Annotated in this window: 24 protein-coding genes; 4 read left to right on the top strand and 20 right to left on the bottom strand. The window is 67.2% G+C overall.

The window, feature by feature from the left end:
• Positions 1-100: 100 nt before the first annotated feature.
• Positions 101-2,002 carry a glutamine--fructose-6-phosphate transaminase (isomerizing) gene (glmS, locus tag AC5RUK_RS07265; protein ID WP_494151755.1) on the bottom strand — a complete coding sequence of 634 codons (1,902 nt, stop codon included), beginning with the start codon at positions 2,000-2,002 and terminating at the stop codon, positions 101-103.
• 152 nt (positions 2,003-2,154) lie between these two features.
• Between glmS and coaA the strand changes: the two genes are divergently transcribed.
• The 4 genes from coaA to AC5RUK_RS07245 all read left to right on the top strand — a co-directional run bounded on the left by coaA (position 2,155) and on the right by AC5RUK_RS07245 (position 5,640).
• Positions 2,155-3,132 carry a type I pantothenate kinase gene (coaA, locus tag AC5RUK_RS07260; protein ID WP_493988940.1) on the top strand — a complete coding sequence of 326 codons (978 nt, stop codon included), beginning with the start codon at positions 2,155-2,157 and terminating at the stop codon, positions 3,130-3,132.
• 1 nt (position 3,133) lies between these two features.
• Complete coding sequence (locus AC5RUK_RS07255; RefSeq protein WP_494151754.1) at positions 3,134-4,027, top strand: M15 family metallopeptidase; 894 nt, start codon at positions 3,134-3,136, stop codon at positions 4,025-4,027.
• 68 nt (positions 4,028-4,095) lie between these two features.
• Positions 4,096-4,494, top strand: a complete 399-nt coding sequence (gene mscL / locus AC5RUK_RS07250) for a large conductance mechanosensitive channel protein MscL (protein ID WP_493988938.1) — start codon at positions 4,096-4,098, stop codon at positions 4,492-4,494.
• Between the two features lie 165 nt (positions 4,495-4,659).
• Positions 4,660-5,640, top strand: coding sequence for an SMP-30/gluconolactonase/LRE family protein (locus AC5RUK_RS07245; RefSeq protein ID WP_494151753.1), 981 nt, complete (start codon positions 4,660-4,662; stop codon positions 5,638-5,640).
• Between the two features lie 3 nt (positions 5,641-5,643).
• On the opposite strand, the gene glmM is transcribed toward AC5RUK_RS07245, so the two are convergent.
• The 19 genes from glmM to AC5RUK_RS07150 form a co-directional block, all read right to left on the bottom strand.
• The gene (gene glmM / locus AC5RUK_RS07240) at positions 5,644-7,020 is read right to left on the bottom strand and encodes a phosphoglucosamine mutase (RefSeq protein ID WP_493988936.1); all 1,377 of its coding nucleotides are present in this window, start codon (positions 7,018-7,020) and stop codon (positions 5,644-5,646) included.
• A gap of 332 nt (positions 7,021-7,352) precedes the next feature.
• Positions 7,353-7,847: a 30S ribosomal protein S9 gene (rpsI, locus tag AC5RUK_RS07235; protein WP_493979144.1), complete on the bottom strand. Its 495-nt coding sequence runs from the start codon at positions 7,845-7,847 to the stop codon at positions 7,353-7,355.
• Between the two features lie 37 nt (positions 7,848-7,884).
• Positions 7,885-8,328: a 50S ribosomal protein L13 gene (gene rplM / locus AC5RUK_RS07230; protein ID WP_493979145.1), complete on the bottom strand. Its 444-nt coding sequence runs from the start codon at positions 8,326-8,328 to the stop codon at positions 7,885-7,887.
• 313 nt (positions 8,329-8,641) lie between these two features.
• Positions 8,642-8,908 carry a carbon storage regulator gene (locus AC5RUK_RS07225; protein ID WP_494151752.1) on the bottom strand — a complete coding sequence of 89 codons (267 nt, stop codon included), beginning with the start codon at positions 8,906-8,908 and terminating at the stop codon, positions 8,642-8,644.
• 61 nt (positions 8,909-8,969) lie between these two features.
• Positions 8,970-10,466, bottom strand: coding sequence for a hypothetical protein (locus tag AC5RUK_RS07220; protein WP_494151751.1), 1,497 nt, complete (start codon positions 10,464-10,466; stop codon positions 8,970-8,972).
• A complete protein-coding gene (flhA, locus tag AC5RUK_RS07215; RefSeq protein WP_494151750.1) occupies positions 10,441-12,498 on the bottom strand; it encodes a flagellar biosynthesis protein FlhA in 2,058 nt (685 codons plus the stop codon). Before flhA ends, AC5RUK_RS07220 begins: the two co-directional genes overlap by 26 nt.
• A complete protein-coding gene (locus AC5RUK_RS07210; RefSeq protein WP_494151749.1) occupies positions 12,498-13,676 on the bottom strand; it encodes an EscU/YscU/HrcU family type III secretion system export apparatus switch protein in 1,179 nt (392 codons plus the stop codon). The genes flhA and AC5RUK_RS07210 overlap by 1 nt, the downstream gene beginning before the upstream one ends.
• Complete coding sequence (locus AC5RUK_RS07205) at positions 13,677-14,435, bottom strand: flagellar biosynthetic protein FliR (RefSeq protein WP_493988931.1); 759 nt, start codon at positions 14,433-14,435, stop codon at positions 13,677-13,679.
• Complete coding sequence (fliQ, locus tag AC5RUK_RS07200) at positions 14,435-14,710, bottom strand: flagellar biosynthesis protein FliQ (protein ID WP_493988930.1); 276 nt, start codon at positions 14,708-14,710, stop codon at positions 14,435-14,437. Before fliQ ends, AC5RUK_RS07205 begins: the two co-directional genes overlap by 1 nt.
• 2 nt (positions 14,711-14,712) lie before the next feature.
• Entirely contained in the window at positions 14,713-15,564 is an 852-nt protein-coding gene (gene fliP, locus AC5RUK_RS07195) for a flagellar type III secretion system pore protein FliP (protein ID WP_493988929.1), read from the bottom strand.
• Between the two features lie 14 nt (positions 15,565-15,578).
• Positions 15,579-16,328, bottom strand: a complete 750-nt coding sequence (locus tag AC5RUK_RS07190) for a FliO/MopB family protein (protein WP_494151748.1) — start codon at positions 16,326-16,328, stop codon at positions 15,579-15,581.
• Positions 16,329-17,027 (bottom strand): flagellar motor switch protein FliN, encoded by a 699-nt coding sequence (gene fliN, locus AC5RUK_RS07185; RefSeq protein ID WP_494151747.1) that lies wholly within the window; start codon positions 17,025-17,027, stop codon positions 16,329-16,331.
• On the bottom strand, positions 17,024-17,941 hold the full coding sequence (locus AC5RUK_RS07180; protein WP_494107663.1) for a flagellar motor switch protein FliM: 918 nt from the start codon (positions 17,939-17,941) through the stop codon (positions 17,024-17,026). The genes fliN and AC5RUK_RS07180 overlap by 4 nt, the downstream gene beginning before the upstream one ends.
• A gap of 101 nt (positions 17,942-18,042) precedes the next feature.
• Positions 18,043-19,134, bottom strand: coding sequence for an OmpA/MotB family protein (locus AC5RUK_RS07175; RefSeq protein ID WP_494151746.1), 1,092 nt, complete (start codon positions 19,132-19,134; stop codon positions 18,043-18,045).
• A complete protein-coding gene (locus AC5RUK_RS07170) occupies positions 19,131-19,952 on the bottom strand; it encodes a motility protein A (protein ID WP_493988924.1) in 822 nt (273 codons plus the stop codon). Before AC5RUK_RS07170 ends, AC5RUK_RS07175 begins: the two co-directional genes overlap by 4 nt.
• A complete protein-coding gene (locus AC5RUK_RS07165) occupies positions 19,953-20,270 on the bottom strand; it encodes a flagellar FlbD family protein (RefSeq protein ID WP_493988923.1) in 318 nt (105 codons plus the stop codon).
• Between the two features lie 267 nt (positions 20,271-20,537).
• Complete coding sequence (locus AC5RUK_RS07160) at positions 20,538-20,852, bottom strand: HNH endonuclease (protein WP_494151919.1); 315 nt, start codon at positions 20,850-20,852, stop codon at positions 20,538-20,540.
• A 193-nt stretch (positions 20,853-21,045) separates the two neighbouring features.
• A complete protein-coding gene (locus AC5RUK_RS07155) occupies positions 21,046-21,456 on the bottom strand; it encodes a hypothetical protein (RefSeq protein WP_494151745.1) in 411 nt (136 codons plus the stop codon).
• Positions 21,457-22,099: 643 nt separating this feature from the next.
• A complete protein-coding gene (locus tag AC5RUK_RS07150) occupies positions 22,100-22,309 on the bottom strand; it encodes a GDCCVxC domain-containing (seleno)protein (protein ID WP_494107660.1) in 210 nt (69 codons plus the stop codon).
• Positions 22,310-22,379: the final 70 nt, after the last annotated feature.

Here is a 22,379-nt window from a genome sequence, read left to right as displayed (position 1 = left end):
GCGGACGCGACGCTTTGGAACCGAGCAGTCCCCGATCCTGTTGTACGGAGATCGGGGCGCTGCAAAGAGTAAGCGGGTGGACATGCCTGCCAAATGCCTGTTACTCGACGGTGACGCTCTTGGCCAGGTTGCGCGGCTGGTCCACGTCGTAGCCCTTGGCCGTCGCCAGCGCGCAGGCGAAGATCTGCAGCGGGACCGTGGTCAGCAGCGGAGCCAGGAGCGTCGGCGTCTCGGGAACGTAGAAGACAAATTCCGCGAAGTCCTTGACGGCGTCGTCGCCTTTCTCGGCGATGACAATGGTCTTGGCGCCGCGGGCGCGGATCTCCTGGATGTTCGAGACGACCTTGGCGTGCAGCGAGTTGCGGCCGCGCGGGGAAGGCACCACCACGAAGACCGGCTGGCCTTCCTCGATCAGGGCGATCGGGCCGTGCTTGAGCTCGCCTGCGGCGAAGCCTTCGGCGTGGATGTAGGCCAGCTCCTTCAGCTTCAGCGCGCCCTCCATGGCCACGGGGAAGCCAACATGCCGGCCCAGGAACAGGACCGACTTGGTCTCGGCCATCCGCACGGCCAGGTCCTTGATGTCCTGGGCGTTGTCCAGCACGCTCTGGATCTTCGCCGGGATCTTGCCCAGGTCGGCCAGGATGTCCTTGATCTCGCCCTGGAACTTGTTGCCGCGCAGCTGAGCCAGGTAGAGGCCCAGCAGGTAGGCGGCGGTGATCTGCGCCAGGAAGGCCTTCGTCGATGCGACGGCGATCTCGGGTCCGGCGTGTGTGTAGAGCACGGCGTCGGCCTCGCGCGGAATGGTGGAACCGTTGGTGTTGCAGATGGCCAGAACCTTGGCGCCCTGCTCCTTGGCGTACCGGACGGCCATCAGGGTGTCCATGGTCTCGCCGGACTGGGAAATTGCCACGATCAGGGTGTTGGCATCCACGATCGGATCCCGGTAACGGAACTCGTGCGAGAGTTCGACCTCCACCGGAATACGGCACCAGTGCTCGATCGCGTACTTCGCCACCTGGCCGGCGTAGGCCGACGTTCCGCAGGCCAGCACAATGATCTTGTTGGCGGTCTTGAGCAGCTCCGGGTCGATCCGCAGCTCATCCAAAGTCAACCGGCCGTGCAGGTCCGAACGGCCCAGCAGGGTCTGGCCGACCGCCTCGGGCTGGTCATTGATTTCCTTCTCCATGAAGGACGGGTAGCCACCCTTCTCCGCGGCGGCGGCATCCCAGTTCACCTCGAATTCGGTGCCCTTGGCGGGATTGCCGAAGAAGTCGGTGATCTCGAAGGAGTCCGGGGTAATGGTGACGATCTGGTCCTGCTCCAGCTCCACGGCGCGGCGGGTGAAGTCGATGAAGCCGGACACGTCGGAGCCCAGGAAGTTCTCGCCCTCGCCCAGTCCGACGACGAGCGGCGAGTTACGGCGCGCGGCGACGACGACGTCGGGCTGGTCCTGGTGGATGGCCAGCAGGGTGAAGGCGCCCTCCAGCCGCTGGCAGGCGAGCTGCATGGCTCTGGACAGGGTGGCGGTGGCGGGATCCTCCGCGACCAGGGAACGGTAGAGGTCCCCGAGCAGCACGGCGGCCACTTCGGTGTCCGTTTCCGAGCGAAGTGTGTAGCCCTTGGCCAGCATGGAGGCACGGATCTCGGCGAAGTTCTCGATGATGCCGTTGTGAATCACGGCGAGCTTGTCGTCATCGGCCAGGTGCGGGTGCGCGTTTTCGTCGGTGGGTCCTCCGTGCGTGGCCCAGCGGGTGTGGCCGATGCCGGTCAGCGACTCGGGCAGCGGGTCGGACTCGAGCTCGCCCAGCAGATTGCTTAGCTTGCCCGACTTCTTCCGCGCCTCGATACCGTCGCTGGAGATGACTGCCACTCCCGCGGAATCGTAACCGCGGTATTCCAGGCGGCGAAGGCCCTCGAGAACGACGTCCAGGGCGCTGTGATCAGCAACGCTGACTCCGGCCCCGCCGTCGCGGCGGCCAACATAACCTACGATTCCACACATGGGGTTAAGGGTACCTGCCCGCGGGACCGTCACAGACAGCGCGTTCCAAACGCCATCCCGGCGGCGCCTGCGGCGGGGGGACGCGGGCACTCCGGCGCGCCGCAGTGATGCGCCTTTTGGGATTTGATTCCCGCAGCAGGCACAATTCATAGGTGACTGATGCGACACCGAAGACGACGGCGTCCAACGGTGAGAGTAACTTCACACCATTCGTTGAGCTGGACCGGCAGACCTGGTCCAGGCTGTCCAACGAGATTGAACAGCCCCTGGACCAGGACGATATCGAGCGCCTCCGGGGACTGGGTGATGCCCTGAACCTGGACGAGGTCCGCGAGGTCTACCTGCCGCTCTCCCGGCTGCTCAACCTGTATGTGGGCGCCGCCGGCGAGCTGCACAAGGCCACCACCACGTTCCTGGGCGAGACCAGCCGACGCACACCCTTCGTGATCGGCGTGGCCGGATCGGTCGCCGTCGGCAAGTCCACCACTGCCCGCGTGCTGCGCGAGATGCTGCGCCGCTGGCCGGACACCCCGAACGTGGAGCTGGTCACCACCGACGGTTTCCTCTACCCCAACGCGGAACTGGCCCGGCGCGGGCTGATGGAGCGCAAGGGCTTCCCCGAGTCCTACGACCAGCGCGCGCTGCTGCGCTTTGTGTCCGAGGTGAAGTCCGGAGCCGAGGAAGTGCATGCCCCTTGGTACTCGCACCTGACCTACGACATCGTGCCGGACAAGGAAGTGGTGGTCCACCGCCCGGATGTGTTGATCGTGGAGGGGCTGAACGTCCTGGCTCCGGCGCGCCCGCGGGCGGACGGACGCACCGGGCTGGCGCTCAGCGATTTCTTTGACTTCTCCATTTATGTGGATGCCAAGACCTCCTATATTGAGCAGTGGTACGTCAACCGCTTCCACAAACTGCGGCGGACGTCCTTCACGGATCCGGAATCCTATTTCCACCGCTACGCCTCGCTCACGGACGACGAGGCGACCGAGACGGCGCTGGGGATCTGGCGCCGGATCAATGAACCGAACCTGAGGGAGAACGTGTTGCCGACACGCGGGCGGGCGCAACTGGTGCTCACCAAGGATGCGGACCACTCGATCCGCAGAATGCTGCTGCGGAAAACCTGACATGGCCGCCTTAAGGGCTCCGGTGCTTGCAGCCGGCGTTGCCGCCGTGCTGGCCCTGCTCACCGGTTGCGCCCCGGCGGGCGAAACCGCGCCCCCTCCCGCCGCTTCCGCCGGGACGACGACGGCCGCACCGGTCCCGTCCGAGGGCACCACGTCCCTGCCGGTCCCCGAACAGAGCCCGAAGGTTCCCCGGAAGGACGGCGACGCCGCCGGCGGCGGGAAGAAGGACGGCGGAAGCAAGGGCGGGGCCCAGGGTGGCGGGAAGAGAAACGGCGGCGCGCCCGGCGCCGGGGAGGACCACAGCGACCCGGCGAGCATCGCCGTCGTCGTCAACAAGGCGCGGCCGCTCAATCCGCTGGACTACTACCCCGCGGACCTGCGCCAGCCGGCGGTGAGCGTGGGTACCGGCGGGGAATCCGCGCTGCTGCGGGACGCCGTGGCGACCGCCACCGAGGACATGTTCAACGCCGCCGCTGCCGACGGCGCGTCCATGATCATGGTCAGCGGTTTCCGGTCCTACGCCACGCAGGTGAGCACCTACAACCACTGGGTGCGTCAACACGGCAGCGAGATTGCCGCGGACATGATCTCGGCGCGGCCCGGTTATTCGGAGCACCAGACCGGGCTGTCCCTGGACATCGGCGACGCCACCGGGGTCTGCAACCTGCAGCAGTGCTTCGCCGACACGGCAGCGGGCAGCTGGGTGGCCAACAACGCCGCGCGCTTCGGGTTCATCATCCGCTACCCGCCCGGCGCCGAGGCCGTGACCGGTTATTCGCCGGAGCCCTGGCACCTGCGCTACGTGGGAAAGAAAGTGGCTGCGGAGATGGCCGAACGGGGCATCGAGACGCTCGAAGAGTACTTCGGATTGCCCGGTGCCGCCCGCTATTCGTGAGCGGTGACGAAGCAACTCCACCTTGCGGCGGCCTGGGTGCACGACCCCGAGGCGCTACATTTGGCCACATGATAAACGGATTCAAAGAGTTCATGATGAAGGGCAACGTCATTGACCTTGCCGTGGCCGTGATCATCGGCGGAGCCTTCGGGAGCGTGGTCAATGCCTTGGTCAAGAGCGTGCTGATGCCGTTCATCGCCGGGCTGGTCGGTTCGCCGAACTTCGACAGCTTCCTGCTGTGGAACTTCAACGGCAACAACGTCGCATTCGGCGTCCTGCTGACCGCCATCGTGAACTTCCTGCTCATCGCCTCCGCGATCTACTTCGTCATCGTGGCACCGATGAACCACATGATCGAGCGGCGCAACCGCCGCCTGGGGATCAACAAGGAAGAAGAGGCCGTCGACCCGCAGGTCGCGCTGCTCACCGAAATTCGGGACGCCCTGCAGGCGCGCAACCAGGCGTAAAAACGGCCTCCGAAGGCCTGCCGCTATGGCGCGCCGGGCCGTTCCCGCGGCGCCGAGGGAAGAGCCTGACGTTTCGGCCCGCTCGGCGTACGCTATGAGGATCACCACCGGGAGCCTGCTGGAGGGAACTCCCGACACCCTCGCGCAAGAATCAGGTGAACCTCCATGCGACCTCATGTCCCCCTTTCCTTGGCGGCAAGATGTGCCGCCGCCCTGCTGACCGCCGTCGCCCTAATGCTGACGGGGCTGCCGGCTTCCGCCGGCCACGTTGCCTTCGACAGCCACGGTTCGTCGTCTGAGTGCACGGACCGAATCATCGACCTGCCGGACGCGACGTCCGCGGAGGGCATCGCCGCCGGGCGGGGCAGCACCTTCTACGCCGGCGATCTGCTGGCGGGCGACATCTTCCGTGGCGACATACGGCGGGGCACCGCCGAGAAGTTCATTGACGCACCGGACGGGCGGTTCGCCGTCGGCATGGCCACCGACACGCGGCGGAACCTGCTCTTCGTGGCCGGCGGACCTACCGGCATGGCCTATGTCTACAACACCCGGACCGGAGAACCGGTGGCCGAGTTCCAACTGAACGACCCCGCCAGTTCCTTCATCAACGATGTAACCCTTGGCCGGGGCGGCGCGTGGTTTACGAACTCACGTGAAGGCGAGCTGTACTTCGTGCCGATCGGCCACCGCGGGCAGCTGGGCAGCCCACGGACGCTGCAACTCAGCGGTCCTGCCGCGGAAACCCCGGACGCGTTCAACCTGAACGGCATCGTGGCGGCCGACCACGGGCGGAAGCTGATCGTGGCCCACTCGGCGAATGCGGCGCTGTACACCGTGAACCCGAGGACCGGTGCCAGCGAGATGATCTCCGGCGTCAGCGTCCCCAACGTCGACGGGTTGGTGCTGAAAGGCCGCTGGCTTTGGGCGGTCCAAAACATGGACAACCAGATCAGCGTGATCAAGCTGGACCGCCGGTTAAACTCCGGGGAGGTCCGGTCCGTGATCACCAGTGACGCCTTCCAAACCCCGACCACCGCCGCGCTGTTCGGCCATCGACTTGCCGTCGTGAACGCGAAGTTCGACACCGGAAACCCGCCGACGGCCGACAGCTACGAGGTTGTGGTGGTGAAGGCCCGGCGCTGAGAGCTACCCTGCCGGCTCGGTTGCAGCGGCCGTCTCCAACGACAGGTGCGCCTTCACGGTCCGGGCCAGTTCCTCGGCGGTAGCCTGGGCGGTCTCCATGTCCGCGGCTTCGACCATCACGCGGACGACGGGCTCGGTGCCGGACGGGCGCAGCAGCACCCGGCCGGTCCCACCCAGCGCGGCGGACGCGGCCGCCACGGCCTGCTGGAGCGGCTGGTTGGTTTCGACCCCCGACTTGTCCACGTCCTTGACGTTGATCAGGACCTGGGGAAGCCGGACCATCCGCTGCGACAGCTGCGAGAGGGGCTTGCCGGACTTGGCCACCTGGGCGGCCAGCTGCAGCCCGGTCAGGACGCCGTCGCCGGTGGTGGCGTAGTCCGAGAAGATGACGTGGCCCGACTGCTCGCCGCCCAGCGAGTAGCCGTGGGCCCGCATGCATTCCAGCACGTACCGGTCGCCCACGGCGGTTTCCTGGATGCGGATGCCGGCGTCCTGCAGGGCAAGCTTCATGCCGAGGTTGCTCATGACCGTGGCGACCAGGACATCGTCCTTGAGCCGGCCGGCTTCACGCAGGGCCAGCGCCAGGATGGTCATGATCTGGTCGCCGTCCACGACTTCGCCGCGCTCGTCCACGGCCAGGCAGCGGTCGGCGTCGCCGTCGTGGGCAATGCCCAGGTCGGCGCCGTGCTCGACGACGGCGGCCTGCAGCTTCTCCAGGTGGGTGGAACCCACGCCGTCGTTGATGTTCAGCCCGTCCGGCTCGGCCCCCATCACCACAATGTCCGCCCCGGCGGCGCGGAACACCTCCGGAGAGCAGCCGCTGGCTGCACCGTGCGCGCAGTCGAGAACGACTTTCAGGCCCTCCAGGCGGACCGGCAGGGTCTGCAGCAGGTGCAGGATGTAGCGGTCTTCCGCGTCCGCGAAACGCTGGATGCGTCCGATCTCCGCGCCCGTGGGCCGGACGCGCGGCTGCGCCATCTCCTGCTCGATCGCGTCCTCGACCTCGTCCGGCAGCTTGTGCCCGCCGCGGGCGAAGAACTTGATGCCGTTATCCGGTGCGGGATTGTGCGAGGCGGAAATCATCACGCCAAAGTCCGCAGCCAGGTCCCCCACCAGGTAGGCGGCCGCAGGGGTGGGCAGTACCCCGGCGTCGTAGACATCGACACCCGCACTGGCGAGGCCGGCCTCCACGGCGGCGCTGATGAACTCGCCGCTGGCGCGCGGGTCGCGGGCGATCACCGCCGTCGGGCGCTTGCCGTCTTCAACTTGCCGGTGGCCAAGGACCACTGCGGCGGCCTGCGCGACCTCGAGCGCGAGCTCTGCAGTGATCAATCCGTTGGCCAGTCCGCGGACTCCGTCGGTACCAAATAATCTAGACATCGCGACCCATTTTACGGCAGGGTGCCAAGGAGTCGGTCCACCTCCGGCCGGCCGCCGCGTGGAAAGCCGTGTTTTAGTGGCTGACCCTGCCCCGGGGCGGGTCTCCGCAGGCGGAGGCGGGGGCGGTCTCCTCAAACGGAAGCGGAGGCGGGAGGGGCGCCGGGGACAACGGCCGCCGACGGCCTTCCACCCCCGAGGCACGTCCCCTTGGTACAGCCGCTAGGCGCGCGCCTCCCGGGCCACGTCCCCCGGGTACGGCCGCTTAAACGCACGCGAGGCCCCGCAGCCATGCTGCGGGGCCTCGCGGTGGAAGCCAAAGCTTCGGAAGCGGTTTAGCGCTTCGAGTACTGCGGCGCCTTGCGGGCCTTCTTGAGACCGGCCTTCTTGCGCTCGATGATGCGCGCGTCGCGGGTGAGGAAACCGGCCTTCTTCAGGGTCGGGCGGTTGTTCTCGCGGTCGATCTCGTTCAGCGCACGGGCAACGCCCAGGCGCAGCGCACCGGCCTGGCCGGAGGGGCCGCCGCCGTGGATGCGGGCGATGACGTCGTATGCGCCTTCCAGATCCAGGATCTTGAACGGATCGTTCACTTCCTGCTGGTGCAGCTTGTTCGGGAAGTAGTTCGCCAGCTCACGGCCGTTGATGGTCCAGTTGCCGGCACCCGGAACCAGACGCACGCGGGCGATAGCCTGCTTGCGGCGACCCACGGCGCCTCCGCCTACGGTGAGGGCGGGGCGTTCCTTCTTGGCGGTCTCGGTGACCTCGGATGATTCCGAGGTGTAGCTGGTGAGGGTTTCGCCCTCAGCAGCAGTGTTCAGCTCTTCAGCCACGATGCTCCTTGAATTAAGTTTCTAGTGGTGGCCGGCGCTACTGGGCGACCTGGGTGATTTCGAAGGTCTTCGGCTGCTGGGCAGCGTGCGGGTGCTCGGCGCCCGTGTAGACCTTCAGCTTGGACAGCTGCTGGGCAGCCAGGGAGTTCTTCGGCAGCATGCCCCTGATGGCCTTCTCAACTGCACGAACCGGGTTCTTCTCCAGCAGTTCGGCGTAGTTGACGGAGGACAGGCCACCCGGGAAACCGGAGTGGCGGTAGGCACGCTTCTGTTCGAGCTTGGCGCCGGTCAGGGCGACCTTCTCAGCGTTGATGATGATGACGAAATCGCCCATGTCCATGTGAGGAGCAAAGGTCGGCTTGTGCTTTCCGCGCAGCAGTGTTGCGGTCTGGCTGGCAAGACGACCCAGGACGACGTCGGTGGCGTCAATGACGTGCCACTGGCGGTTGATATCGCCGGGCTTCGGAGTGTACGTACGCACGGTTTTTGCCTTCGTTTGGTGTTCTAAGGTAGCGGCGCATTCTTCACAGAACACACGCGCAAAGTTGGTGATGCGCTACCGGAACTTCAGGTGAGGACTGAAATGTAACCAGTGGCCCAGAAAGTCTCGGCTATCTCCGTGGACCAGGTTGGCCCTGCAACTGGGCCGCCACACGGACATAGCGTATCGAGGTTGGACACGCACAACGACTACCAAGTTTATCCTGCCGCGACGGGTTAGGTCAAAAAGACCCACAACAGCACGACGACGCCGGTGCCTGGCCCGGGCGCCTGAGGCCCGCGGGTGACGTGCTTTAGCTGCCGTCGCCGCCGGGGCCGCTGCTGCCGGGGAGGCTCAGGCCCAGCAGGGCCTTGATGCGCGCCTCGGCCTCCGGGCCGCTTTGCGCGGCAGCCACGTTGGCTTCGCTGACCGCCTGGACCACTTCATCGCGCTGGATCTTCACGCCGCGCGGGGCCTCAATGCCCAAGCGGACGCCGTCGCGGCGGGCATCCAGCACGGTGATGACAATGTCGTCACCGATCAGGATCCGCTCTCCGGGTTTTCGCGTCAGCACCAGCACGCGTCAACTCTATCGCAGCTGAACTTGGCGCCGGGGCAGGCCGCGCAACCGGCCGCGGGCGTCAGAGCCAGGCGGTCTCGGACGGCTCGCCGTCCACCCACCCCACCGGCACCCCCAGTGTGTTGACCGTCTTCGGCGAGCTGGTGTGCCTCGTCCCGGTGACCGCCAGGCCGTCGGGAACGACGACCCGCTGCACGGCCTGCACCCAGCGGTCGGTGTCCTCGGCCTTTCGTCCGGCGTCCACCGCCAGCCAGATCTGGTCGGCTCCCAGCGCCGGCAGGAGCGCGAGCAGCTCCAAAGACGGCGTGAGCGCCTGGCCCAGGCCAAAGGCCACGAAGACGCTCTGTCCCCGCTCCACGCCTCGGGCACGGGCACCTATCGCGCTGTTGCGGTCCTGCACCGGCCGCCGGACATCGGCAGCATGCGCACCGGCCATCTTCACCATGTTCCCGCCGCCGGAGATCCAATCGGCAGCCTCGGACGGCGCACCGTTGACCGCTGGCGCCGCGGCGGCCATGGAGGTGGCAGCCTCCAAAGCGACATCCCCCTGGCCGATCACCAGCACCAGGTCCCCCGGGCCGTAGAGCGGGACCGGGATGGCCGGCTTGCCGGCCGGGCCCGCGCCCGCAAGCCGCTGTGCCTCCTGCGGCGGCGCCTGCCCATCCTCTGTGACTGTGCCGACGACGACGCCGGTGCCTCCCCCGGCATCCGTCTGGCCTTCGGTGCCGGCTGAGCGATACGGGTCGGCGGTACCAGCCTGCTCCGCCCGCCCGGCCTGCCCGGCCTGGTCCCGCTCAAGAGCCTCGGTTGCAGCGGCTGCTGCCGCCGCGCGCCGTCCCGTTCCGGCCGGCCGGGTCCCGGATCCCGCGGCCTCCAGGGAACTGTCGGCCCGGGAGGCCGCGGGCATGGCCCCAGCTGCCGGAGCCGCGACCGGCGCCGCTGCGGCTGCCGTGGATGGGTCTTCCGTGACTGTGGCCTCCGTGGCTGGGGCCTCCGTGACGGGGGCTTCGATGGCCGCTGCACGGGCCTCCGGTCCCCGCGCGGCTGCGCGGCGGGAATCTGCGCCTGCGTCCTCAGGGGATTTCGGGTCGGTCCGTCTCCGTCCCGAGCCGGGCCCTGCCGCGGCGGTTCCGAAGCCCTCCGCCTGCCCGGCGGCCTCCGGCAGCGGTTCCTCCAGCCGGGCGCCCTGGGGTAGCCGGGTGGGCCGCGCCGTGTTGAAGGTCAGGTTGTCCATGATGACCGCGAACTGGTCGGTATGCGTGGAGACGTGCAGTTCGGGCGCCTTGCCGTGCAGCCTTGATTCGGTGCGCTCGGCATCGGCCAGCAGCGCGGCGATTCCGGCGCGGGCCTGCTGGTCCAGGGCGTGCTGGCCGCGCACGGTCGAGGCCGGCAGTTCCACGGTGACTTCGTAGTGCTCGCGGGCGAAGAAGCCGCGGATGCCGCCGACCGTGACCTTTTCGGCCGCGACGATCTTCGCGTCGGGCCCATGGTCGGCCAGGACCTTGGCCTTGAGTTCCTGGAGGGAAGCGCCTTTAAGCTGCAGCCGTCTGGCCGACACGTACTACCCCCACGGTCTCGATCTTCACGTTGGCGGAGGTGACCTCCTGGTAGGACAGTACCGGAAGTCCCCCGGCCTGCGCCGAGACGAGCCGCCGGATGGCCGGGCGCAGCGCGGGCGCGCACACCAGCACGGCGGTGAGGCCGTTGGCTTCCACCTTCTCCAGCGCGTTCCGAAGCGAGGCCAGCACGGCTTCGGTCCGCTCGACCGAGAGCAGGATCTGCGTACCGTGTTCGGACGGGCGCATGCCCTCCAGCATGGACTGCTCCAGCGTGGGATCGATCATGATCACGCGCAGCAACTGCCCGTCCAGGTACTGCGCGGTCAAGGCCGGGCCCAGCGCCTGCCGGGCGGCCTCGATCAGCCCCTCCGGGTCGGTGGACGACTTGGCCTTCAGGGCCAGCGCCTCGTAGATGCGCGGCAGGTCGTTGATCGGGATCTGCTCCGCCAACAGCCCCTGCAGCACGCGCTGCACCTCGGCCAGCGACAGCAGGGACGGTGTGAGTTCGTCGACGGCGGACGGGTTCACGGCCTTCACGCCCTCGGTCAGCACGCGCACGTCCTCACGGGTCAGCAGCCGCGCGGCGTTGGCGGAGATCAGCGAGGACAGGTGGGTGACCAGCACGGAGACCCGGTCGATCACGGTCGCTCCGGCCATCTCGGCGCTGTGCCGCATCTCCGCCGGGACCCATTTGCCGGCCAGCCCGAACACCGGCTCCACCGTGGCGATACCCGGCAGCGATTCCAGGTTGTCCCCCAGCGCCAGGACCTTGCCCGCCGGTGCGTCGCCGCGGCCGGCCTCCACGCCGGCAATCCGGATCACGTACGTGGACATCGGCAGGTCGATGCTGTCGCGGGTGCGCACCGGCGGCACCACCACGCCCAGCTCCATGGCAATCTTCCGGCGCAGCGCGCGCACCCGGGCCAGCAGGTCGTCGGAGGCGCCGGAGACCAAATCCACCAGGTCCGGGGCCAGCTGGATCTCCAGCGCGTGCACCCGCATCTGTTCGATCAGGTCTTCGGTAGTCTCCGAAGCGGGAGCCGCCTGAGAGGCTTCGGCGGCGGCGGCGGCGTCGTCGTCCTTGGCTTTGGCCGCCTCCGTTGCCTTGAGCCGCTGCGCCATGAAGATCAGGAACGCGCCCACGAGGATGAACGGGATCTTGGGCATGCCCGGGATCAGGGCCAGCAGAACGGCCGCGCCGCCGGCAATCATCAGCGCGTTGCGGGACTGGGTCAGCTGGTCGGAGGCGTCGGAGCCCATTTCGGAGTCGGCGTTGGACCGGGTGACGATCATGCCGGTGGACACGGCCATCAGCAGGGCCGGGATCTGCGTGACCAGGCCGTCGCCGATGGTCAGCAGGGTGTAGGTGCTGACCGCGTCGCCGATCTCCATGCCGCGCTGCAGCATGCCGATGGCGATGCCGCCGACGACGTTGATGATGATAATGATGATGCCGGCGATTGCGTCGCCCTTGACGAACTTGGACGCGCCGTCCATCGCGCCGTAGAAGTCGGCTTCGGCGGACACCGCGGCGCGGCGTTCGCGGGCCTGCGCGTCGGTGATCAGGCCGGCGTTCAGGTCGGCGTCGATCGCCATCTGCTTGCCGGGCATCGCATCCAGCGTGAAGCGCGCGCCCACCTCGGCCACGCGCTCGGCGCCCTTGGTGACCACCACGAACTGGATGACCACCAGGATCAGGAACACCACCGCGCCGATGATGATCGAGCCGCCCACGGCCACGTGGCCGAAGGCCTCGATCACCTGCCCGGCGTAGCCGTCGCCCAGCACCAGCCGGGTGGACGCCACGTTCAGGCCCAGCCGGAACAGCGTGGCCACCAGCAGCAGCGACGGGAACACGGAGAAGTCCAGCGGCTTCTTCACGAACATGGTGGTCAGCAGGATCACCAGCGCCAGCAGGATGTTCACGATGATCAGCACATCCAGCAGTCCCGCCGGAATCGGCACCACCAGCAGCAGGATGATGCCCACCACCCCGATCGGGACGGCGAGCTTGGAGAGGTTGCGGTTCATCAGTCACCTCCGGGTGACGGTAGGGACAAGGCTCGGCGGCCCTGCCGGGTTGACGCGTGGGCGGCGGCATGGGCGGCGGCGTCGGCATCGGTCATGGCTGACTCCGCCATGGTGTGGACGCCGACGGCGGTGCCGCGGGCCTTCAGGCTCATGACGAAGGCCAGCACGCGGGCCACGGCGTTGTAGAGCTCCATGGGGATTTCCTGGCCGATTTCGCAGGCGGCGTGCAACGCCCGGGCCAGCGGGACATCGCGCACCACCGGCACGCGGGTGGTTTCGGCTTCCTCGCGGATGCGGGCGGCAATGTTGCCCGCCCCCTTGGCCACCACGCGCGGCGCCGACTTTCCCGGTTCGTACTTCAGCGCCACCGCGTAGTGGATCGGGTTGACCAGCACGACGTCGGAGCCTCCCACCGCGGCGATCATGCGGTTCCGGCTCATCGCCAACTGCCGCGAGCGCCGCTGCGACTTGATCAGCGGATCGCCCTCGGAGTTCTTGTTCTCGTCGCGGACTTCCTTCTTGGTCATCCGGGTTTTCTTGCGGTTGCGCCGGATCACCACCATCACGTCCAGCACGGCCAGCATCAGGCCGGCGATGATCGCGGTCTGCAGCAGCCCGGCGGTGCCGCCGCCCGCAGCCTCGAGCAGCGAGGCGACCGAGAGCCCGCCGGCGGTCATCAGCACCGGGACCAGCCCCTGGATCACAAAGTACAGGGCCAGTCCCACCACCACGGTCTTCAACAGCGCCTTGGCACCCTGCCAGAGCGCCTGCATGCCGAACACCTTCTTGAGCCCGTTGACCAGGTTGAACTGCTGGGTCTCCGGTTTGAACTTCTTCCAGTGGATGCCGCCCTGCAGCGCCGCACCCGCGATGACCACGGCGACCACGGCCAGGAACATCGGCGTGAGCGTGTACATGATGGTGCCCAGCCCGTCCTCGAGCGCCTTGACCACCAGCCCCGGGTCTGGCGACTGGATCATCCGGGCGACGGTGAACATCTGGTCCGTGCCGGCCTGGGAGGCCCGGTCGATGGTCATCGGCAGCATCACCGCGGCCGCGCCCACGCCCAGCCAGGCGGTGAGGTCCTGGGACTTGGAGAGCTGGCCCTTCTGGCGGACGTCCTTCATCCGCTTGGGCGTGGCTTGCTCTGTCCGTTCCTCGGACGTTTCCTGCGACATCTATCCCACCCCCGTCAGCGCCGTCACGGCCTGCCCGGCGAGCGAGGAGACAATCCGCGGCAGCGCCACGAACACCACGCCGGCCAAGGTCAGGGTGAGGAAGATCTTTAACGGGAAGCCCAGCGCAAACGCGTTCAGCGCCGGGGCCACCCGCGTGAGCAGGCCCAGGCCGGCGTCGGCCAGGAACAGCACCACCAGCAGGGGTCCGGCAATCTGCACCGCCGCCAGGAACATCTGCGTCACGCCGGTGATGATCAGCTGCACGGGCTCGGCCAGGTCGACTCCCCCGCCCAGCGGCAGCGCGGTGAAACTTCGCGCGAGCCCGCCAATGATCAACTGGTAGCCGTCGGAGGCGAACAGCAGCGCCAGCGCGGCCATCTGGAACAGCCGGGTGAACTGGGCGCCGTTGACCATGGACTGCGGGTCGAACGCCTGCGCCATGGAGAAGCCGCCGAACAGGTCGATCAGCGTGCCCGCCGACTGCACCGCGGAGAACACCACCAACACGAGGAACCCCAGCAGCGCGCCCACCAGGATCTCCAGCACGAGCGCGCCGAAGAACCCTGCCGTGCTCATCGGCTCGTACCCGTTGGCCACCCGCGGGGACACCGCCAGGGCCAGTCCGACGCCGAGCATCGCCTTGATGCGGGCCGGGATGGCTCCGTAGGAGAACGGCGGGGCAATCAGCAGGAAAGCCACCATGCGGACACCTGCCAGCATGGTGGCCTCGATCCACGCCTGGTCGAGCGGGATGTTCATTATCCGCCGCCGAGCAGGCTGGGGATTTTCTCGAACATTTCCTGGGTGAAGGAGACCATCTCGGAAATCATCCAGTGTCCGCAGATCAGCAGCGCAACGGCCACCGCCACGGCCTTGGGCACGAAGGACAGCGTGATTTCCTGGATCTGCGTCATGGACTGCACCAGGGAGACTGCGAAGCCCACCACCAGCGCGGTGACCAGCACCGGGGCGGAGAGTTTGGCGGCGACCAGCAGGCCCTGCAGGCCGATGTCGAGGACGGCGTTTGTATCCACGGCTAGGTACCGTAACTTCCGACCAGGGCGGTGATGATCAAGCCCCAGCCATCCACCAGCACGAACAGCAGGATCTTGAACGGCAGCGAAATCATCACCGGCGGGAGCATCATCATGCCCATGGACATCAGCGCCGAGGCCACCACCAGGTCGATCACCAGGAACGGCACGAAGATGACAAACCCGATGATGAACGCGGCGCGCAACTCGGAAATCATGAACGCCGGGATCAGGGTCTGCAGCGGCACGGCCTCCGGATTCTCCGGGTTGGGCAGGTCGGCGGCGCGCATCATCAGCGCCAGGTCTTCCTCGCGCGTGTGCGCCAGCATGAAGTTCTGCAGCGGAGCGACCGCGGCACCCACCGCGTCCGTGAAGTTCGTGGTCCCTTCCATGTACGGCTGCACGCCCAGCTCGTTCACCTGGGTCAGCACCGGCCACATGACGAACAGCGACAGGAACAGTGCCAGCCCGGCCAGCACCTGGTTCGGCGGGATGGAGGGCAGGGACAGCGCGTTCCGGGTCATCGCCAGCACCACGAAGATCTTGGTGAAGGACGTCATCATCAGCAGCAGCGCGGGAGCCACCGACAGCAGCGTGATGCCCAGCAGCGTGATGACGGCGGACGACGGCGTCCCGTTGGGCCCGTTGATTTCCACCGAGAACCCGCCGTCGCCGTCCGGCGACCCCGGTTCGACGGGAGCCAGCGGGTCCACGGGGGGAACCGGGGCGACCGGCGACGCGAAGGCGGAAGGCGCGCTCAGGATGGCCGCGGCGACGGCAAAGACCACTGCCAGCAATAAGGCCAGCAATGCTGCGGTGGCCAGACGCGGCCAGCGGCCCGCCGTCAAGGCCATAATGCCGGTGCTTCTCAACGCGAACGGACCTGCTTCAGGGCTTCGGCGGTCTGCTTCCAGGTCGACGGAGAAAGGATGGAGCCGGCCAGCGGGGAATCCGGCGCCTGCTCCTGCCAGCCGGCCGAACGCGACGCCCGGCGGCCGGTGCGGACAGAACGCCGTCCGCCGTCGATCGGATACAGTCCGGCCTGCCGGATGGGAATGACGTCGTTGTCGTGGTTCGACTCGTCGAACTCCTGCCCGGTGACCGGGTGCTCTTCAATCGCTTTGTCGACGAGCGGCTCGGGCATGGGCGCGGCGGCACGACGGGCCGCGCGGCGCGGGAAGCCGGAGTCGCCGTCGGAGGAAACCGCCGTCCGGGGGGCGGCGGTGGCATCGAACGAGCCGGAGGGGGCCGTAGCCTCCGCAGCGGCCTGGCCGTGACCCGATGGGCGACCGGTGGCAAGCTCCAGCAGCCGGGAGAAACTGTCAGCCGCGGTCTGTGGAGCGCGGTGGGCGGGCTCGGCCGCCTCTTCGACCGGCGCCTCGCGGCTGTCCAGCACGTGCACGGCCTGATCCGTCACGCCCAGCACGAAGCGCTGGCCGTCGGCGTCCACCACCACCACGGCGGCCTTGGGCCCGATGGTCTGGCGTTCCACCACGCGCACCAGCTTGCGGGCGCCGGTGCGGGCGCCGCGGCTGAAGCGGCGCTGCAGCACCCAGAGCAGCCCCAGCACCACGGCCAGCGAGAGCGCTACCCGCACAGCGAGGACCACTGTCTCCATTTAGAGGAGTCCTTCGGGCACGTCGAGGATCTTGGTGATGCGCACGGCGTAGTCCTGGTCGACGACCACGACCTCGCCGTGGGCGATCAGGCGGCCGTTGAGCAGCACGTCGGCGGGGGCGCCGGCGGAGCGGTCCAGTTCGATCACGCCGCCCGGTTCCAGGTTCAGCACATCGCGCACGGACATCCGCGTGCGGCCGATCTCCACCGTCAGCGCCATTTCCACGTTGTTGATGCGGCCCAGCTTGGCCAACACCGAGTCGTCCGCGCCGTGCCCGGCCGGGTTACCGCGCAGCCGGATGGCGAACCAGCCGCCGGCCTCGCCGTCGCCGCCGGTCAGCTTGAACACCGCGGCTTCCGGATCGGAGAACAGCGCCGCGGCGTTGCCGACGCGTGCCTCACCCAGCACACCGGCGCCGAGCACGGCGGTGGCCGCTTCCAGCGCCGGGCGCAGCAGGTCGGCGGCGGAGACCAACCGGGAATCCGTGCCCGCGGCGGCGGCCAGCGCGGCCTGGTCGGCCACCACCAAAGCGACGTCGGCCGAGGTACCGCCCACAAAGGATCCGACGACGGCGGAGGCTACCTGCCCGGGCAGCGGCCCGCCTTCGTCCTGGCGCACCGCATAGAGCGGCGTGTTGGTGGGCAGCAGCCCCAGGAGCGCGTCGGCGGCAGCAGCCTGAAGGGTCTGGGTCTGTGTCATCGGGCGTTCTCCTCGGTTGTAACAATGACTCCGGCCAGGCGGTTGCCGTTGGCGCCCACGGCGGCATGCGCCAGGCGTTCGCCGTTGACGGCAACATCCAGCGGGCGGTGTTGCGGGTGCGGCAGCGGCAGCAGGTCGCCTATGGCCAAGTCGAGGACCTGGCCGGGACGGACGCGCATGGGGGCGAACTGCAGGGCCACGTCCACCGGTATCTGCACCAGCTGGGTCTCCAGCAGCTTCCGTGCGTTGGCCGGGCTGCTCATGGCGAACGAATCACGCAGCTGGGTCAGCAGCACCTCGGCCGGGATCGCTACCGTGGCGGGCGCGGACATGTCGCCGACCCGGATTTCGAAGGTGGCAACGATCATCAGGTCGTTGGTGGCCGCCGCCTGCGCGAACTGCGAGTTGTAATGGATCTGGTCCAGGCTGATGGGCGTGGTGAGCAGGGAACCCAGCGAGTAGCGCAGGTCCTCCAGCGCGTCCTCCATTAGGCGGCTGACCAGGGCCTGTTCAATTTGCGTGAACTTGCGGTCCGGATAGTCGTGGCTGCCGTTGCCGCCCAGCATGTGGTCGACCCACGTCATCGCAGCCTTGGTCGGGAACTGGATCACGGCCTTGCCGGTGATGTCGTCGAGGGCACAGAGGACCATCGCGGTACTGGCCGGCAATGAGGCCGCGTACTCGTCGTAGGTTTGCATCTGGACCTGCTCCGACGTGACTGTGCAGATCACGCGGACCTTGGCGGTCAGCTGAGTGCCCCACTGTCGGGCGAATGTTTCGAAGGCCAACTCCAGCACGCGGGAATGCTCCCGCGCCAGAGTGGTGGGCCGCCGGAAATCGTAGACTTCGACGGCTCTGGCCGGCTTTTCGGGCGCGCTTGAGTGCGCATGTTCCTGGACCGTCACAGCAGGCACTATCGGCAGCGTAATTCGGGATGTTAGGAGTTCGGATAATGCAGGTGAGCCGGTCGCGGCGGCACGTCCGACGTCGGCCGCCCGGTGCCAGAGCCGAGCCCTCAGCGGTCGGAGGAGGTCGCGCCGGGCGCCGGCGCGTAGGTGGCGTCCGGCCCCGGGCCGCCGCTGTGGCCACCGCCGGTGACCACGTCCCTCCCTGAGCTTCCGCCCGGTTCTCCTGCCACGCGCTCGGCAGGTTTGTCCTCAGCGGCTTCAGACTCAGCCGACTCGGCTTCGGCCTTTTCAGCTGCTTCAGCTTCGGCGGCCTTCTTGGCCAATTCCGCCCGTTCCGCGGCGGCCTCTTTGGCAGCGCCGGCAGGATCCTTCATGACTTCGGGAATCAGGTTGCGGATGGCTTCGGGCTGGCCGGAGAGCACCACAATGTCCACGCGGCGGTTCATGGCGAGATCCTCATCGCTCCCGCTGCTGGTCAGCGGCCTGGATTCGCCAAACCCGACGGCGGAGATGCGGTTTGAAACCACGCCGCTGTCTTCCACCAGATGGCGCAGCACGTTCACGGCACGCTCCGAGGAGAGCTCCCAGTCCAGTGCGTTCGGGTCCAGGTGGCGCACCTGCGCCGTGTGGCCTTCCACCTTCAGTTCGTAGCCGACCGGCCTCAGCACAGGACCCACCACGTTCAGGATCCTGATGGTCTGCCGGGTGAGCACCGGTGAGTCCGGCTCGAAGAACGTCTCGCTGCCTATCAGGCGAACGGTCAGGCCGCGTTCGTCAAGCTGGAAGCGGACCGCTTTATCCAGGCCTTCTTCCTGCAGCCCCTTGGTGATCTTCTCCTGGATGTTGCGCAGGTCGTTGACTTCCTTGATGGCCACGTCGAGATCGGTTTTCAGTTCACCCTCGGTGTCCTCTTCGGCGTCGCCGCTGGTAAACCCCTGGCCCTCCTGATCAACGAGTTCCGGCGGGACCACTACCCCTTCCGCCGTATCAACAGCCTGGGTGCGTTCCACGCCGAAACCGGTGGCCAACGAGTTGGCCAACTTTTCGAACTTCGCCGCATCCACGGTGGACATGGCGAAAAGCACGATGAACATACACATCAGCACGGTGACCATGTCCATGTAGGAGGCCATCCACCGCTCGTCCGGGTGCTCGTCTTCTTCCGCGCCTAGCGGCCGGCGCGGGCGCCGCGACTTCATGCTGCCTTGACCGCAGGCTTGTCGTCGGACTTGCCGGATTTGCCTTCCTTGCCCGGCTTCCCCGCGCCCATCTCATGCTCCGGAACCATGGCACGCAGTCGTTCGCCCAACAGCCGAGGCTGGCTGCCAGCCTGGACCGCCAGCATGCCTTCCATTAGCAGGGTCATGCGTTCGGTTTCCAGGTCGGACAAGCGCCTCAGCTTGCCGCCGATCGGCAGCCAAATGAAGTTGGCGGAGAGCAGTCCCCACAGCGTTGCAACGAACGCCGTCGCAATCATCGGTCCCAAGGTATCCGGGGTGGAGAGGTTTTCCAGCACGTGTGTCAGCGATACAACAGTGCCGATGATGCCGATGGTCGGGGCGTAGCCGCCCATGCCCATGAAAAACTTGGAGGATTGACGATCGGTGCGCGCCTTGGTGCTGATCTCGTCTTCGAGGAGGATCCGCAGTTCCTCGCCGTCGGTGCCGTCGGCGATGTTCTGCAGCGCCCGCTGCATGAACGGGTCCTTTTCCTCGGTCGCCTCTGCATCCAGTGCCAGCAGGCCCTCGCTGCGCGCCTTTTCGGCCAGTTCCACCACTCGGTCAATGACCACCTGCGGCTTCGCGACCTTGCCGGTGAAAGCCCTGGGCAGCGCTTTGAAGGCGTGCAGGCCGTCCCTGAGGGTGGTGCTGGCCAGGCCCACGGCGATAGTGGCACCGAAGACCAGGATCATGGGGGCCGGGATGAGGAGCGCCGAGACGTGGGCGCCCTCGAGGGTGATCATGGCGTAGAGCGAGCCGAAGGCCAGCAGGAGGCCGATAAGTGTTGCGGGATCCATTTACGTATTCCTAGGGCGCAGCGGCACAGTGTTGCCGGAGTCCGCGGAGTCGTCTCCGGGGGCCGGCGCGGCGGGTGGCACGAGGCCGAGCTGGGGGTGACCGTGCTGGTGGACTGAAGGCGGCAGCTCACGGGCCAGGTGCAGCACGTATGCGCGGTAGCTGGCGATCATCTCGATGACCTGGCTCATCGTCTCGGTGACGATGTACTTGGCGCCGTCGACCATCACCAAGGTGGTGTCCGGGTTGGCATGGACGCGCTCAATCAGGTCAGGGTTGACCGCAAACTGGCTGTCGTTCAGCCGCGTTACTACGATCATTGGCCCCGTCCCAGGTTTCTCGAGGGCTCCGGTGAGCCGCTACCTACTACCTTCGGCCGCGCGCGCCCCGCGGTTAGCTGCTCAGGCCCCTTGTCGCATGCGTTCCCGGTCACGGCCGGCTGGGCTGGGGGCCTGCTTCCCTTTTCTCTTGCAGCAGGACACGCGCCCAGTGGCGGTAATTGGGAGCCACGCTTGCTGTTGGGCGGTGATTGATCCCGCATCAAGCTTGGACAGCTGTGCCCCGCGCGTCCGCCCGCGCCGGATTGGTCATGGTGCGCCTTGGAGTGGTTGGGGTGGGACGTGGAGTGGTTGGGGTGGGACGTGGGTTTGCCAGTAGGAGTTGCGCAGCGGTTTGCGGCGGGGGTCGATGTAGTCCGGCGGGGTGAACCAGGGGATGCCGTCGACGACGTTGATTTCCCAGTTGCCTTGCTCGATCAGGTCGTGGTGGAGCAGGCAGAGGCACACCCCGTTATCGACAGTGGTGCGGCCGCCGGCCCACCACGGGATGATGTGGTGCGCTCCGGTCCAGAACGCGGGCATGCTGCACCCCGGGAAGGCACACCCCTTGTCCCGGGCGACCAGGGCCCGGCGGATGGCCCGGTTGAAGAACCGTTGCGACCTGCCCAGGTCCAGGATTTCGCCCTCGGATCCGAGGACGGCCGGGATGATCTCGGCGTCGCACGGCGCACCGTGGTGGCCGAGACTGGTCCGGTGAAGACCGCGCTGCCGCCGCCGGAGAGCAGCCCGGCCAGCTGGTCATACCCGGTGGTGACGATCACCTGTGTCCGGGCCCGCCCGAGTCCGGAAGCCTGCCGGTGTTCAACGCGATCCGGCAGGCCCCGACCAGGCCGGCCAGCAGCTTCTGCGCCCGGGTGGCATCGTCCATCGCCTCCACCACGGCCGGATCCACTGCCCCACGGCCATCAGCCCCTGCCGACCCAGCCCCTACAGCCGGAATCATTTCCGGGTCGGCAGCGCATGTGGCGGCTGCGGCGTTTGCCACGCCGGTCCCGGCCGCACCAGCATGATCCGTGCCTGCCGCTGTGCTGCGTGCGTCGGTGTTTCCCGCGCTGCCAGTGCCGGGGCCGGGGCCGGCGGACCCTGCCGTGCCACCTCCACTTCCGCCGTTGGCGGCGGTTTCGATGGCGTCGGGGCGGATCCGCGGGTTCGCGGCGCTGTTCATCACGGTGGCGGAACTCCACGAGCTTCGAAACGTCCTCCACCGCCGCTACGGTATTGGCAAGATCCCGGGTGGACAGGGAAGCAGACTCGACGGGAAAGCAGTCAGCGACATCCTGCAGCAGGACACACGCCTGGGCCAGGGATGTTCCCATCTCCCCGGTGCGGTCCAACGGTGCAAGAGCCATACCACAATTTTATTCGTACACACATTCGATAGCCATCGGAACGGGTAATTGTGTAGGAATAGTCCCACGCGACTAAACCAACTCGTGAACCGAGGTTTGAAACCACTGGCAATGAAAAAGCGGCCGCCTGCGTACGTTCCAGGCGGCCGCTGCAGTTGCCCGCGAACGATCGGGTAGCTGCACTTCGGTGGTGGTTATAACCCTTCGGTTTACCCCTTCTGTCGGAAACCGGGGGTGTCTCCTACACTTTTCGCTGCTGAGGCTGTCTCCTCCCCGCGCGGAGGTCGTATCGGCGAAGCGCTCCAAACTGTCTCCTAGTTGAGTCGGATTAAGTCCTCTTTTGTTGGGATCGTCAGCCCCGGACCTCCCGTTAGGATTTCCCAGCGTCCTGCATGCCGTCACCTCACGACCAGAGGTTTCGAGCACAAGCCCTAAAGCAGCTTCGTCGGGTGCAATGCTCTCCTATCTCCAGTAATTATCTTGGGTCTGCTTGGGCGGGCAGGGAACGGTACCGTACGAGCAGAATACGCAGCAGTCGCTGTCCATAGGGCGGACTCGTCCGTTGCACTTCGGGCATACCCAAAAGAACTGGCACGCATCTGTGGGCATGCCTGCTGAGGTTTCCTCCTTGCACAGCGGGCATTTAAGAATAGATGTCGACTCGACATTCATGACTTCAGTCTTGCATCTGGTACCACAACGCGGATGTCGGCCCGGGGGTCCGGGACGAACACGACTAGTT

The organism is Arthrobacter sp. Y3223065, assembly GCF_059090885.1.
Note: the sequence above shows the minus strand (reverse complement) of the source record. Positions and strands in the feature narration are given on the sequence as shown.

Coding starts and splice junctions, on each gene's coding strand:
- glmS (WP_494151755.1), bottom strand. CDS start 2,002: ATGTGTGGAATCGTAGGTTATGTTGGCCGCCGCGACGGCGGGGCCGGA.
- AC5RUK_RS07255 (WP_494151754.1), top strand. CDS start 3,134: ATGGCCGCCTTAAGGGCTCCGGTGCTTGCAGCCGGCGTTGCCGCCGTG.
- mscL (WP_493988938.1), top strand. CDS start 4,096: ATGATAAACGGATTCAAAGAGTTCATGATGAAGGGCAACGTCATTGAC.
- AC5RUK_RS07245 (WP_494151753.1), top strand. CDS start 4,660: ATGCGACCTCATGTCCCCCTTTCCTTGGCGGCAAGATGTGCCGCCGCC.
- glmM (WP_493988936.1), bottom strand. CDS start 7,020: ATGTCTAGATTATTTGGTACCGACGGAGTCCGCGGACTGGCCAACGGA.
- flhA (WP_494151750.1), bottom strand. CDS start 12,498: ATGAACCGCAACCTCTCCAAGCTCGCCGTCCCGATCGGGGTGGTGGGC.
- AC5RUK_RS07210 (WP_494151749.1), bottom strand. CDS start 13,676: ATGTCGCAGGAAACGTCCGAGGAACGGACAGAGCAAGCCACGCCCAAG.
- AC5RUK_RS07205 (WP_493988931.1), bottom strand. CDS start 14,435: ATGAACATCCCGCTCGACCAGGCGTGGATCGAGGCCACCATGCTGGCA.
- fliP (WP_493988929.1), bottom strand. CDS start 15,564: ATGGCCTTGACGGCGGGCCGCTGGCCGCGTCTGGCCACCGCAGCATTG.
- AC5RUK_RS07190 (WP_494151748.1), bottom strand. CDS start 16,328: ATGGAGACAGTGGTCCTCGCTGTGCGGGTAGCGCTCTCGCTGGCCGTG.
- fliN (WP_494151747.1), bottom strand. CDS start 17,027: ATGACACAGACCCAGACCCTTCAGGCTGCTGCCGCCGACGCGCTCCTG.
- AC5RUK_RS07175 (WP_494151746.1), bottom strand. CDS start 19,134: ATGAAGTCGCGGCGCCCGCGCCGGCCGCTAGGCGCGGAAGAAGACGAG.
- AC5RUK_RS07170 (WP_493988924.1), bottom strand. CDS start 19,952: ATGGATCCCGCAACACTTATCGGCCTCCTGCTGGCCTTCGGCTCGCTC.
- AC5RUK_RS07165 (WP_493988923.1), bottom strand. CDS start 20,270: ATGATCGTAGTAACGCGGCTGAACGACAGCCAGTTTGCGGTCAACCCT.
- AC5RUK_RS07150 (WP_494107660.1), bottom strand. CDS start 22,309: ATGAATGTCGAGTCGACATCTATTCTTAAATGCCCGCTGTGCAAGGAG.